Raw genomic sequence first — 12,233 nt, forward strand, 5'->3', positions numbered from 1 at the left:
GCGTCATGGATCTCTCGTATTTCTGGTATGAAGCAGCGCACTGGATGTTGACGCCTGCCCGTGCGGCCGCCGACGCCACGCAGCTCGTGTTCAAGAATCCCGTCAATCCGATCACCTACACGCCCTATGGCCGGACCGTGTCGGCGGCCTGCGAGATGTTCGAGCGCACGACGCGCCGCTACGGCAAGCCGGCCTTCAACCTGCCCCGCACCGTCGTCGAGGGCATGGTGACGGAGGTGACCGAGCGGGTGGTGTGGTCGAAGCCGTTCTGCCAGGTGATCAAGTTCGACCGCGCCCTGAAGCGTCCGACGAGCCAGGCCCAGCCGAAGGTGCTGGTGGTGGCACCGATGTCGGGCCACTACGCCACGCTCCTGCGCGGCACGGTCGAGGCGCTGCTGCCGGCCCACGAGGTGATGATCACCGACTGGATCGACGCCCGCATGGTGCCGCTCGAGGCCGGCCGCTTCGACCTCGACACCTACATCGACTACCTGATCGAGATGTTCCAGGCCTTCGGGCCCGACCTCCACGTGATCGCGGTCTGCCAGCCCTCGGTGCCGGTCTTCGCCGCCGTCGCCCGGATGGAGGCCGACGGGCTGCCCGGCGTGCCGACCTCGATGACCCTGATGGGCGGCCCGATCGACACCCGCCGCTCGCCGACCGCCGTGAACTGCCTCGCCGCCGAGCGCGGCTCGGACTGGTTCAAGCGCAACTGCATCACCGTGGTGCCGCCGGGCTATCCCGGCACCTGGCGCGAGGTCTATCCGGGCTTCTTCCAGCTCTCCGGCTTCATGGGCATGAACCTCGACCGTCACCTGACGGCGCATTGGGACATGTTCAAGCACCTGGTGCGCAACGACGGCGATTCGGCCGAGAAGCACCGCGACTTCTACGACGAGTACCTGTCGGTGATGGACCTGACGGCGGAGTTCTACCTCCAGACGGTCAACACCGTGTTCGTCGAGCACGCCCTGCCGAAGGGCGAGATGCGCCACCACGGCGAGCTGGTCGACCCGGCGGCGATCCGCCACTGCGCCATCATGGCGGTGGAAGGCGAGAACGACGACATTTCCGGCGTCGGCCAGACCCTGGCGGCCCACGACCTGACGCCGAACCTGGCCCCTGAGCGCAAGCTCTACCACCTGCAGAAGGGCGTCGGCCATTACGGCGTCTTCAACGGCTCGCGCTTCCGCGCCAACATCGCGCCGCGCATCTCCGCCTTCATGCACGCGATGCAGGGCACGCAGACCCTCGAAGACCTGCGCGAGGCCTCCTGATCGCCCCATCCGGCGCCGCCGCGGCGGCGCCGGCCTTTCCTCCCCGACGATGTCACCGGCTCGCCGCCTGCGCATCTGGCTCTCGCGCCTCATGGGCCGTGCGCGGCCAACCGGGACGCTGACAGGCGCCGGGTCTCCCGGGTACAAGGGTGGCATGCGAGTCGCGCTCCTTCGCCGTTCGGCGCCCGAACCCACCCATGTCACCGTCATCCACGCCGGCATCTGCTATCCGGTCACCGTGCGCCGCCGCGCTGCCGCCCGCCGCATCACCCTGCGGGTGTCGAGCGCCACAGGCGAGATCGTCCTGACCCTGCCGGAGCGCACCGACCTCGCCGCCGCCCAGCGTTTCGCCGATTCGCACGGCGCCTGGATCGCCACCCGGGTGGCGAAGCTCCCCGAACGCGTCGCCTTCGTGCCCGGCGCGGTCGTGCCGCTGCGCGGCGTCCCTCACCGCATCCTGCACTGGTCGACCACGTCGGGCCCGACCATGGCCATCACGGACCCGGACGGCGCGCCCGTGATCGCGGTCTCCTGCGGGCTGCCTCACGTGGCGCGGCGGGTGCGCGACTTCCTGGAGGCCGAGGCGCGCCGCGACCTCGCCGCGGCGGTGGCCCGCCATGCCGGCGCGCTCGGCCGCACGCCGAAGCGCCTGACCGTGCGCGACACCCGCAGCCGCTGGGGCTCGTGCACGGCCGCGGGCCAGCTGAACTTCTCCTGGCGCCTGATCATGGCGCCGCCGTCCGTGCTCGACTACCTGGCGGCGCACGAGGTCGCGCATCTCGCCGAGATGAACCACTCGGTCCGGTTCTGGCGCGTCGTCGAGAGGCTTTCCCCGGGCTACGGCGAGCCCGAGGCTTGGCTGAAGCGGCACGGCACCGAGCTGCACCGCTACGGTTGACGACTCGCGCCCGAAGGCTCGAGTCCGACGATTCAACCCTTGGTGCGCACCACCACCACGCGCTCCGCCGGCCAGGCCGGGCGGGGATCGACATAGCCCGGAGCAAGGGTGCGGGGCGCGATGCTGTCGCAGGTCTCGCGCTGGCGCAGGATGATCTCGCCGTGCTCGCCCCGGCGTCGGATCACCCCGCCGTCGCGGCAGAATCCGGCGATCTCGGCCGATCGCGAGGCCCGGCGCCCGCGCGGGTTGCGCGGCACCGGCGGGTGCTCGATCGTCAGCGTCGCGTCCCGGTTGAGCGAGCGCTCGACATAGGTGGTCTCGTCGACCGGCAGCGACTGGGCCGCCGCCGGACCGGACACGTGACCGGCGACCAGGACCAGGAGGGCGAGGGAGGGGGCAGCGAGTCTCATCGGGGCTCTCGCGAGAAGGGTGTGGCGGATCCGGGTCGGTTCATCCGATCCGATATGAACCGGAAACGGTGCACAACCACTAACGGCGAACCGCAACGGACGCAGCCCGGCTTGATCCTACAGCTAAGCCCGTTCGCTCGCACCGGTTCCCTGTCGGAACCGCTCCTCGGCTTGACAGCATCCCGGCCCCGTGGTCGGAACGCCCCCAGGCCGTCGGATGGCCGGGGCAGCGGAGCGGTGAGCGGCGTGGGAGACAGCTTGCGACGGATCGGACGCCGGGTGCGGGCCGCCACCCTAGGACTCGCGCTCGCGACGGGCCTGCCGGCCGGGGCCGCCCTGGCGCAGGGCGCGGTCAAGCAAAGCTTCGACGACTGGCAGCTGCGCTGCGAGACGCCCGCCGGCGCCAAGGCCGAGCAATGCGCCCTGGTGCAGTACGTCGCCGCCGAGGACCGGCCGAACCTGTCCCTGGTGGTGATCGTGCTGAAGACCGCCGACAACCGCGGCACGCTTTTGCGGGTGGTGGCGCCCCTCGGCGTGCTGCTGCCCTCCGGCCTCGGCCTGAAGGTCGACCAGGCGGAGATCGGCCGCACCTCGTTCGTGCGCTGCCTCTCCACCGGCTGCGTCGCCGAGGTGGTCATGGACGACAAGCTCATCGGCCAGCTCAAGGGCGGCCAGCAGGCCACCTTCATCGTCTTCCAGACGCCCGAAGAGGGAGTGGGCATCCCCCTGTCCCTCAAGGGGTTCAAGGAAGGCTTCGACAGCCTGAAGTGATCGACGATCGGGAGAGGACCGTGACGGCTCGTTGTCCCCGCACCCTCGGCCGCGGCGCCCTGGCCCTCGGAACCGTCGGCATCGCCTTGGCGCTGGGCGTGCTCGCCGCCCCGGCGCAGGCGCAGGCGCAGACGGCCGCGCCGCAGGAGGAGGGCAACCCCCTCCTCAACATCTTCAAGTATGGCGGCACCACCAAGCCTCCCGAGGCCCCGCCCAACCCCGACGACGTCTACTGCCCGATCATCGACATCAGCGAGGGCGGGTCCTCGCTCCAGACCCTGGCGGGCGGCACGGTGCGCACGCAGATCCGCCTGGGCCAGCTCAGCCGCTCCTGCCAGCCCGGGCCGAACGGCAGCACGGTCGTCACGGTCGGCGTGCAGGGCGTCGTCCTGCTCGGGCCCGGCGGCGCCCCCGGCCGTTTCGCCGCCCCCGTCACCATCACGGTAAAGAACGGCACCCAGGTCATCGCCCGGCGCAGCCGCCAGGCGGCCGCGATGATCCCCGCAGGCTCGGCCAACGGCACCTTCACGGTGGTGGAGGATGGGATTTCCGTGCCGGCCGGCCTCGCGCGGGACTTCGAGATCGAAGTCGGCCTCGGTGGCGCGTCGAAACCTGCGCGGGCGCCGCGGCGCAAGCCCGCCGCCGCGCCGCCGGCCGACGGTTGACCGCGAGGGTGGCGCCCTGGCGCATCGCCCCCCGCTCGGACGATCCGGATTTCTCCCGCGCGCTGGTCTTCGAACGGCGACCGGCCGGGCGCTGGCTCGCCCTCGATTACGCCCTCGACCGTTACGCTGCGCCGGTGCGGCCGCTCCTGCGCTTCGCCCGCGCCGACGGCTCCCACGAAGACGCGCTGCTGCCGGGCCCGGTGCTCGGCCGCGCCTCCTGGCTCGGGCCGGTGCCGCCCGGCACGGAGGAGATCCGGCTCGCCGCTCCGGCGGACGGCTTTCGGATCGAGGCGGCGCGGCTCCTGTCCCGCACGGCCTTGCTCGCCCTCTGCGCCCGCCGCCGGCCGGACAGGCTGCCGATTGCGCTCTACCAATGGCTGCGCCGCGATGCGCGCCGCCTGCGCAACACCCTGCGCATCGCCGCCGGCATACGCCCGCTCGCGCACTATCCCCTGTGGAAGGCCGAGCGCGCGCGGCCCTTCGAGCCCGCCTTCGATCGGATCCCCCCTGATCTGCCGCGCCTCGGCCTGATCCTGGAGGCGGTGCCGGGGGAGGGGGAGGCGGTGCGACGCACCCTCGCGACCCTGCTGGCGCAGGCCCATCGTGACTGGCGCCTCGTCCTGCACTGGCAAGGCCCGGCGCCCGCCGGCCTTCCCGGCGATCCCCGGATCTCCGCCGACGTCCTGCCCGCCGGGGTCGCGATCGGGTACCTGCGCCCCGGCGACGCCCTCGCGCCCGATGCGCTCAGCCATCTCGCCGCCGCCTTCGCGGGGCCGGCGCCCGCCGACCTCGCCTACGCCGACAGCGAGGCCGAAACACCTGACGGCCTGCGTCCCCAGCTCAAGCCGGGCTGGAGCCCGGACCTCGCCCTGACCACGCTCTATCCCGGTCGGCCGTTCCTGGTGGCGAGTGATGTGGTCGCGCGCAGCGGCTGGGCTCCGGGGCAGGGAGCCCGCGCGCTCCTCCTCGCCGCGACCCTAGCGCGACCCAAGCGGGTCCGCCGCATCCCGCGCATCCTCTGCCGCATCGCGCCGGAGGCGCCGGACCCCGGCGGCCACGCTGACGACCTGACGCGCGCCCTGCGCCAGGCCAGCAGCCCCGCCGCGATGGTGCGGACCGGCGACATCCTCGATCTCGACTGGCCTTTGCCCGATCCGCCGCCCCTGGTCTCGGTCATCATCCCGACCCGCGACCGGCCGGACCTGCTGCGGATGGCGGTCCGGGGCGTGCTGCACGACACCGCCTATGCGTCGCTGGAGCTCGTCATCGTCGATAACGGCTCGACCGATCCGACTGTCGCCGCCCTCTATGCCGAATGGGCATCGGACCCGCGGGTGCGCCGCCTCGACCGGCCGGGCCCGTTCAATTTCTCGCGCCTCGTCAACGATGGCGCCGCGGCGAGCCGCGGCGAGGTCCTGGTGCTCCTCAACAACGACGTCGAGGTGCTGCACCCCGACTGGCTCGCCGCCCTGGTGCGCCAGGCCCTGCGTCCGGAGGTCGGTGCCGTCGGGGCCAAGCTGCTGTTCGGCAACGGCCGGATCCAGCATGCCGGCGTGGTGGTCGGGCTCGGCGGCCGGGCCGGGCACATCCTGCGCAACCGCCCGTCCGACACGCCGGGCCATCTCGGCCGGCTTACCGTCGCGCACGAGGTCTCGGGCGTCACCGCCGCCTGCCTGGCGGTGGCGCGCCACAAGTTCGAGGCGGTCGGCGGGCTCGATGCCGAGGCGTTCCCGGTCGATTTCAACGACATCGATTTCTGCCTGCGCCTCGGCGCCCGGGGCTGGAAATCGGTCTGGACCCCGCGGGCCGTGCTGGCCCACCACGAATCGGTCAGCCGCGGCCCCAGCATCGGCCCGGCCCGGGACCGGTTCGAGGCCGAAGGGGACCGCTTCGCCGCGCGCTGGCGGGCGGTGATCCGGGACGACCCGTACTACCACCCGGCCTTCTCGGTCACGACCTTCGGGGAGGAGCTGGAATGAGGCTGCCGCCTCATCCGGGCCTCGACCTTCTTCGCTTCGTGGAGGAACAGCCCGGTCCCGTCGGGCGATGGGTCGTCCGGCTGCTCCTGGCGTTGAAGCGCCCGGGCGAGGCCTGGGCGGTCGCCCGGGCGGCCCTCGCCGGCAAGCGGGTGCGGGCGCGCGACCGCGCCACGATCCTGTGGGGCGCCCGCCATGCCCTGACGCCGCCGCCGCTGCCGTCGGGCGAGGCCGAGGCGGGCCTGAGCCTGCGCGTCGCGACGCCGGCCGAGATCCTGTCCGGCGGCATCGGTCCGAGCGAGATCGTCGTGCTGACGGCGTCCGGCCACTCCCTCGTGCAGGGGGCGGCCACCGCCCTCGAACAAACCTTCGCGGCCGATCCCGGCCTCGGGGCCGTCTACGGCGACGCCGTGCTGCTCGGGCCCGGAGGCAAACCGATACTGCCGGTGCTGCGCCCGGCCTTCGATCCCGACTACCTGCTCGCCGCGGACTATATCGGCCCGGTCGTCGCGTTCCGCCGTGCGGTGCTGGACCGGTTCGGGCTCGATCCCTCGCTGCCGGGCGCCGAGGCCGCCGACCTGCTGCTGCGGCTCGCGGCCGAGGACCCGACCGCGGTCCGCCACCTGCCGCGCCGGCTCTCGACCTGGTCGCCCTTCGGGGCCGCCCCGCCCGAGGGCTGGGCGCCGTCGCGCCGGACGCTGGCCGAGCGCCATCTCGCCGGGGCCGGCCATGTCGAGGCGGCGGGCGGCATCCTGACCCTGCGCCGCGACCTGCCCGCGCCACCGCTCGCCACCCTCATCATCCCGACCCGCGACCGGATCGAGCTGCTGCGGGCCTGCATCGAGAGCCTGCGCGCCCATACCGACTGGCCCGCCTTCGAGATCATCGTCTGCGACAACGACAGCCGCCAGCCGCGCACGCTCGCCTATCTCCAGCGGCTGGCGGGGGAGGGGATCCGGGTGCTGCCCTGCCCCGGCCCGTTCAACTTCGCGGCGATGAACAACCGCGCCGCCGCGGAGGCGCGCGGCGCGCTACTGGTCTTCGTCAACAACGACGTGGTGGCGCGACGGAGCGACTGGCTGCGGCGTATGGCCGAGGAGGCCCTGCGGCCGGAGGTCGGCGCGGTCGGGGCGAAGCTCCTCGACGTGCGGGAGCGGATCCAGCACGGCGGCATCGTGCTCGGCACCGGCGGGCTCGTCACCCACGCCCACCGCCACTTCCCCGGCACGGCCACCGGCTACCTCGCCTCTTTGCGGGCGACGCATCGGGTCTCGGCTGTGACGGCGGCGTGCCTCGCGGTGCAGGCGAGCAAATTCCGGGCAGTGGGCGGCTTCGACGAGGCGGCCTTCGCGGTCGATTTCAACGACGTCGACCTCTGCCTGCGCCTGGAGGCGGCGGGCTACCGGACGATGATGGTGCCCGGCGCGGTGCTCTCCCACCACGAGGCGGCGAGCCGGCGCTGGAACCCGGAGGCCCGCCTCCGCCACGAGGCGGAGGTGGCGGCGTTGCGGGCGCGCTGGGGTCCGCGGCTGGAGGCCGATCCCTGGTATCATCCGGACTTCGATCCGCGGGCGGGCACCTATGTGCGGCTGCGGGCGTGGAAGGGGGCGGTTTCGCGGTAGGATCGCTGCTCTCGAAACGTCTTCGATCATCCCAAGACGGTCAGCCGTAACGACGACGGGGCCGCCTCCCTCCGGAAGCGGCCCCGCCCTCATCCCGATCCGGACTCAGCCGGCCCGCGTCACTGCACCAGGCGCGGCCCGCCGGTCTGCACCTTCTCGTTCTCGCCCAGGATGCCGAGGCGGCGGGCCACCTCGGTATAGGCCTCGATCAGGCCGCCGAGATCCTTGCGGAATCGGTCCTTGTCGAGCTTGTCCTGGCTCTTGATGTCCCAGAGGCGGCAGGAATCCGGAGAGATCTCGTCGGCGACGACGATGCGCATCATGTCGCCCTCCCAGAGCCGGCCGGTCTCCATCTTGAAGTCGACCAGGCGGATGCCGACGCCGAGGAAGAGACCCGACATGAAGTCGTTGACCCGGATGGCCAGCGCCATGATGTCGTCGATCTCCTGCGGCGTCGCCCAGCCGAAGGCGGTGATGTGCTCCTCCGACACCATCGGGTCGTTGAGCTGGTCGTTCTTGTAGTAGAACTCGATGATCGAGCGCGGAAGCTGGGTGCCCTCCTCCAGGCCCAGCCGCGTCGCCAGCGAGCCCGCCGCCACGTTGCGCACCACCACCTCGAGCGGGATGATCTCGACCTCGCGGATCAGCTGCTCGCGCATGTTGAGCCGGCGGATGAAGTGCGTCGGCACGCCGATGTCGTTGAGGTGCTGGAACACGAACTCGGAGATCCGGTTGTTCAGCACGCCCTTGCCGTCGATCACCTCGTGCTTCTTGGCGTTGAAGGCGGTCGCGTCGTCCTTGAAATGCTGGATGAGCGTGCCGGGCTCGGGACCCTCGTAGAGGACCTTCGCCTTGCCCTCGTAGATGCGACGGCGGCGGTTCATAGGCGTGTACCGTGGTTTGAGGAAGTCCATGGGGCCGAGGCTCCTGACGACGTGTGGGACCCGCGGCGCGGCGACCTCTGAGGAGGAGGTCGGGCCGGGGGACGCGTCGCTCCGGGCGTCCCGGCGGCCGGGGGCAAATTACCCGAACCGCGAAGGCAGCACAACGCGTTAGCCGGTGCGCCGGGGGAGGCCCGGACGCCGCTGCGATGGATTGCGGTCGTTGGTCGCGCCGATATGCGCATCGAGCAGCGATGTTGCAAGCGTGGCAGGAGGGGGCGGCATGTCGCGGGCGAGGGGATCGGCGCCTCGACGGCGGCCTTTCGCCTGACCTAAGCTCGCGCGACGAGCCGCGCACGAGTCGGCGGCCGATCCGGGAGGGACCCCAATGGCGGAACGGGCGATGGCGGAACGCGGCGGCGCGGTGGCCGCGCTGGCGGCGCGATTCCGCGAGGGCAAGCCGCTGATCACGGCCTGGTGCGGCATCCCCGAGCCTTCGGTCGCGGGTTTGCTCGCCGCCGAGGCGTTCGACACCGTGACGCTCGACATGCAGCACGGCGCCCACGACTTCGACAGCATCAGCCGCACCGTCGCCCTGGTGGCGGCCCGCGGCAAGCCGACCCTGGCGCGGGTGCCGGTCGGCGGCTTCTCGACCGTGTCGCGCCTGCTCGATGCCGGCATCTCCGGGATCATCGCCCCGATGGTCAACACGGTGGAGGATGCCAGGCGTTTCGCCGCGATGGCCAAGTACCCGCCGCTCGGCGAGCGCAGCTGGGGCCCGGGCCCGGCCCTGATGCTGTCGGGCTTGTCCCCCGAGACCTATCTCAAGGAGGCCAACGGCTTCTGCCAGACGCTGGCGATGATCGAGACCAGGGAAGCCTTGGCCGCCTTGGACGACATCCTGGCGGTGGACGGGATCGACGGCATCTTCATCGGCCCCTCCGACCTGTCGATCGCCCTGTCGAACGGCGCCGGCCTCGATCCCGACGGCGCGGCGGTGCGCGACGCGCTCAAGCACGCCATGGCGCGCACACGGGCAGCGGGCAAGCGGATTGGCATCTACTCCCTGTCCGGTCCGCGCACCCGCGAGCTGATCGGCCAGGGCTTCGACCTGATCGCGCTCTCGGGCGATTCCGCCCTGCTGCGGGCGGGCGCCGCGGCCGCGCTGAGGGAAGCGCGGGGCTGAACCAAACGCCGGCGGGGCTAGCCCCGCCGCGCGGCCCGGGCGAAGCCGGCGGCGAGGAAGTGCCCGCCATGGTGCAGGGCGCCGTCGTCGATGCCGTGGCCGATCCCGGCGGAGAGGTGCCACTCCGCCGGCACGTCCGCCGCCGCGAGCGCCTCCGCCGACAGGAACAGCGCGTCGACCGGGATCACCTCGTCCTGGTCGCCGTGGGCGAGGAGGATCGGGGGCACCGACCGGACCTGCGGCTTCAGGCTCTCGGGCCCCTGACCGTCCTCCATCACCAGCATGCCCGACAGGCCGACGACCGCCGCCACCGGGGCGGGACGCCGCAGGGCGACGTGCAGGGCCATCATGCAGCCCTGGCTGAAGCCGACGAGCGCGAGCTGGTGCGGTCCGATTCCGTGAGCCTCGAGCTCCGCATCCAGGAAGGCGTCGAGCGTCGGCCCGGCCCGGTTCACCCCGCGCCAGCGCTCGTGCGGATCGCGGAAGGTGAGGGGGAACCATTGCCGGCCGAAGCCCTGGATGCAGGGCTCGGGCGCGTGCGGCGCCACGAAGGCGGCATCGGGCAGGAGCGGCTGCCATTCCTGCGCGAGGTCGATCAGGTCGTTGCCGTCGGCGCCGAAGCCGTGCAGCAGGACGACGAGCTGGCGCGGTCTTGCGCCCGAGCGGGGCATCAGGCGCGGGCCGGTGAGGATCGGCATCGGGTCTCGGGCTCCGTTCGGCTCAGGAAGGCAGGGGCGCGCCGTCGCGCGCCCTCACGATGAGGGAGGTGCGCCGTCGCGCAATCCCAAGATGAAAGAGGCGCGCCGTCGCGCGCCTTCTCAAGGTGAAAGAGGCGCGCCGTCGCGCGCCTTGGCCACCCGGTAATAGGCCCACAGCACCTTGGCGGCGACCCCGCGCCAGGGCCGCCAGGCCTCGGCCCTCACATTCAGGGCGGCGGCACTCGGCCGGATCTCCAGCCCGTCGGCGAGGCGTGCCGCCTCCTGGAGGGCGAGGTCTCCGGCCGGGAAGGCGTCCGGGTGGCCGAGGCAGAACAGCAGGTAGACATCGGCCGTCCAGGGTCCGATGCCGTGCACGGCCACCATCAGGCGGTGGGCCTCGTCGGCCGGGAGCGTGGGCAAGGCGTCGAGCGGGAGGACGCCCGCCACGATCGCGGCGGCCGCGGCCCGCAGGGTGCGGATCTTCGGCGCCGACAGCCCCGCCCCGCGCAAAAGCTCGTCCGGCGCCGCCGCCAGGGCCTCGGCGGTGAGGTCCGGCAGGGCGGCCTTCAACCGGCCCCAGATCGCCGCGGCGCTCGCGGTCGAGATCTGCTGCGACACCACGATGCCGGCCAGTCCCTCGAAGCCCGGCGGACGCTTGCGCAAGGGGGGCCGAGCGCCCTCGGCCACCAGGCGCGCCATCGCCGGGTCGAGGACCGCCAGGGCCGCCACGCCTTCCTGCAAGGCGGCCTCGGAATCGAGCAGCTTGCCCGTGACGCCGGGAGCCGGCGGGCTTATGGCTTGGGGAGTTCTTCGCGTCCGCATCCCGCCGTGCCGTCTCCCCGCCTGCGTTTCGCCCCGAGCCCGAACGGGCGCCTGCATCTCGGCCATGCCTACTCGGCCCTCCTCAACGCGGAGATCGCGCGGGCGCTGCACGGCGAGGTGCTGCTGCGCATCGAGGACATCGACCCGGTCCGCTGCCGGCCGGACCTGACCGAGGCACTGATCGCCGACCTCGCCTGGCTCGGTCTCACCTACCCGGACCCGGTCTGGCGCCAGTCGGCACGGATGTCCACCTACCGCGCTGCCCTCGACGGCTTGTGGGCGCGAGGACTGATCTATCCCTGCACCTGCACCCGCCGGGAGATCCAGGCCGCCGCAGGCCACACCCGCGACCCGGACGGGGCGTCGCTCTATCCCGGCACCTGCCGCGGCAGGCCCGTGCCGGACGCCCCGCATGCCTGGCGCCTCGACATGAAGCGGGCCCTGGCGCTCTGCCCGGGCCCCTTCTCCTACACGGCCTTCGCGCCGGGCGCGCCCGACGCGGTTCGCGTCGCTCACCCGGCGCGCTGGGGCGACGCGGTGCTCGGCCGCAAGGACGTGCCGACGAGTTACCACCTCGCCGTGGTCCTCGACGACGCCGCCCAAGGAATCACCCACGTGGTCCGCGGCCAGGACCTCGAAGCCGCCACCGACCTCCACGTCCTGCTCCAGCGTCTGCTGGGCCTGCCGACCCCGCGCTATCACCATCACGGGCTGATCCGGGACGAGGCAGGGGAGAAGCTGTCGAAGAGCCTGCGCTCGGAGGCGCTGGCGGCGTTGCGGGAGCAGGGCGTGAGCGCGGGGGAGGTGCGGGCCCGGCTCGGCTTCGGCGATCGGACGATGTCCGGTTGAACGCTACGGGCGATGCCGTCGGATCGCTTTCGCGACGCTGATCTCGGCTTCGCTGAAGGGAGACTTGCGCGGATTCGAGGAGGGGCAGAACGACGCCTGGCTCAGCCGGCGTCAGCGGCCCGCCCGCCTCTGACCCTATAGGCTTCGTTGCGCTCGTCCCGACCTGTGACGCCGCGCC

At 72.5% G+C, this 12,233-nt stretch carries 12 protein-coding genes; 8 read left to right on the forward strand and 4 right to left on the reverse strand.

Features of this window, described 5'->3' with window-relative positions:
- Positions 1–5 precede the first annotated feature (5 nt).
- Together DA075_RS03795 and DA075_RS03800 are read left to right on the forward strand one after the other, a co-directional pair.
- Positions 6–1,277: a polyhydroxyalkanoate depolymerase gene (locus DA075_RS03795; RefSeq protein WP_099952079.1), complete on the forward strand. Its 1,272-nt coding sequence runs from the start codon at positions 6–8 to the stop codon at positions 1,275–1,277.
- A 154-nt stretch (positions 1,278–1,431) separates the two neighbouring features.
- On the forward strand, positions 1,432–2,175 hold the full coding sequence (locus DA075_RS03800; protein ID WP_099952080.1) for a M48 family metallopeptidase: 744 nt from the start codon (positions 1,432–1,434) through the stop codon (positions 2,173–2,175).
- Between the two features lie 32 nt (positions 2,176–2,207).
- On the opposite strand, the gene DA075_RS03805 is transcribed toward DA075_RS03800, so the two are convergent.
- The gene (locus tag DA075_RS03805; protein WP_099952081.1) at positions 2,208–2,585 is read right to left on the reverse strand and encodes a hypothetical protein; all 378 of its coding nucleotides are present in this window, start codon (positions 2,583–2,585) and stop codon (positions 2,208–2,210) included.
- A gap of 267 nt (positions 2,586–2,852) precedes the next feature.
- On the opposite strand from DA075_RS03805, the gene DA075_RS03810 reads away from it, so the two are divergent.
- The 4 genes from DA075_RS03810 to DA075_RS03825 are packed head-to-tail and all read left to right on the forward strand — an operon-like array spanning position 2,853 to position 7,619.
- A complete protein-coding gene (locus tag DA075_RS03810; RefSeq protein ID WP_232388646.1) occupies positions 2,853–3,356 on the forward strand; it encodes an invasion associated locus B family protein in 504 nt (167 codons plus the stop codon).
- Positions 3,357–3,376: 20 nt separating this feature from the next.
- Positions 3,377–4,021, forward strand: coding sequence for a hypothetical protein (locus tag DA075_RS03815; protein WP_174800053.1), 645 nt, complete (start codon positions 3,377–3,379; stop codon positions 4,019–4,021).
- Positions 4,022–4,029: 8 nt separating this feature from the next.
- Positions 4,030–6,000, forward strand: coding sequence for a glycosyltransferase family 2 protein (locus DA075_RS03820; RefSeq protein WP_099952083.1), 1,971 nt, complete (start codon positions 4,030–4,032; stop codon positions 5,998–6,000).
- Positions 5,997–7,619, forward strand: a complete 1,623-nt coding sequence (locus tag DA075_RS03825) for a glycosyltransferase family 2 protein (RefSeq protein WP_099952084.1) — start codon at positions 5,997–5,999, stop codon at positions 7,617–7,619. The genes DA075_RS03820 and DA075_RS03825 overlap by 4 nt, the downstream gene beginning before the upstream one ends.
- A 119-nt stretch (positions 7,620–7,738) precedes the next feature.
- Here DA075_RS03825 and purC read toward each other — a convergent pair whose 3' ends face one another.
- Positions 7,739–8,533 carry a phosphoribosylaminoimidazolesuccinocarboxamide synthase gene (purC, locus tag DA075_RS03830; protein ID WP_063928401.1) on the reverse strand — a complete coding sequence of 265 codons (795 nt, stop codon included), beginning with the start codon at positions 8,531–8,533 and terminating at the stop codon, positions 7,739–7,741.
- Positions 8,534–8,903: 370 nt separating this feature from the next.
- On the opposite strand from purC, the gene DA075_RS03835 reads away from it, so the two are divergent.
- Positions 8,904–9,686, forward strand: a complete 783-nt coding sequence (locus tag DA075_RS03835; RefSeq protein ID WP_099956386.1) for an HpcH/HpaI aldolase family protein — start codon at positions 8,904–8,906, stop codon at positions 9,684–9,686.
- 17 nt (positions 9,687–9,703) lie between these two features.
- Here the strand turns inward: DA075_RS03835 and DA075_RS03840 are convergent, their stop codons facing one another.
- Together DA075_RS03840 and DA075_RS03845 are read right to left on the reverse strand one after the other, a co-directional pair.
- Positions 9,704–10,384: an alpha/beta hydrolase gene (locus DA075_RS03840; RefSeq protein ID WP_099952085.1), complete on the reverse strand. Its 681-nt coding sequence runs from the start codon at positions 10,382–10,384 to the stop codon at positions 9,704–9,706.
- Positions 10,385–10,504: 120 nt separating this feature from the next.
- On the reverse strand, positions 10,505–11,206 hold the full coding sequence (locus DA075_RS03845; RefSeq protein WP_099952086.1) for a DNA-3-methyladenine glycosylase family protein: 702 nt from the start codon (positions 11,204–11,206) through the stop codon (positions 10,505–10,507).
- Between the two features lie 6 nt (positions 11,207–11,212).
- Here DA075_RS03845 and gluQRS point away from each other — a divergent pair, with 6 nt between their 5' ends.
- Positions 11,213–12,055, forward strand: a complete 843-nt coding sequence (gene gluQRS / locus DA075_RS03850) for a tRNA glutamyl-Q(34) synthetase GluQRS (protein ID WP_099952087.1) — start codon at positions 11,213–11,215, stop codon at positions 12,053–12,055.
- Positions 12,056–12,233 lie beyond the last annotated feature (178 nt).

This window comes from Methylobacterium currus (assembly GCF_003058325.1).
Classification (GTDB): domain Bacteria; phylum Pseudomonadota; class Alphaproteobacteria; order Rhizobiales; family Beijerinckiaceae; genus Methylobacterium; species Methylobacterium currus.

What these genes read in the sequence shown, in the direction of transcription:
- DA075_RS03795 (WP_099952079.1), top strand. Translation starts at nt 6, where the DNA reads ATGGATCTCTCGTATTTCTGGTATGAAGCAGCGCACTGGATGTTGACG.
- DA075_RS03800 (WP_099952080.1), top strand. Translation starts at nt 1,432, where the DNA reads ATGCGAGTCGCGCTCCTTCGCCGTTCGGCGCCCGAACCCACCCATGTC.
- DA075_RS03805 (WP_099952081.1), bottom strand. Translation starts at nt 2,585, where the DNA reads ATGAGACTCGCTGCCCCCTCCCTCGCCCTCCTGGTCCTGGTCGCCGGT.
- DA075_RS03825 (WP_099952084.1), top strand. Translation starts at nt 5,997, where the DNA reads ATGAGGCTGCCGCCTCATCCGGGCCTCGACCTTCTTCGCTTCGTGGAG.
- purC (WP_063928401.1), bottom strand. Translation starts at nt 8,533, where the DNA reads ATGGACTTCCTCAAACCACGGTACACGCCTATGAACCGCCGCCGTCGC.
- DA075_RS03835 (WP_099956386.1), top strand. Translation starts at nt 8,904, where the DNA reads ATGGCGGAACGCGGCGGCGCGGTGGCCGCGCTGGCGGCGCGATTCCGC.
- DA075_RS03840 (WP_099952085.1), bottom strand. Translation starts at nt 10,384, where the DNA reads ATGCCGATCCTCACCGGCCCGCGCCTGATGCCCCGCTCGGGCGCAAGA.
- DA075_RS03845 (WP_099952086.1), bottom strand. Translation starts at nt 11,206, where the DNA reads ATGCGGACGCGAAGAACTCCCCAAGCCATAAGCCCGCCGGCTCCCGGC.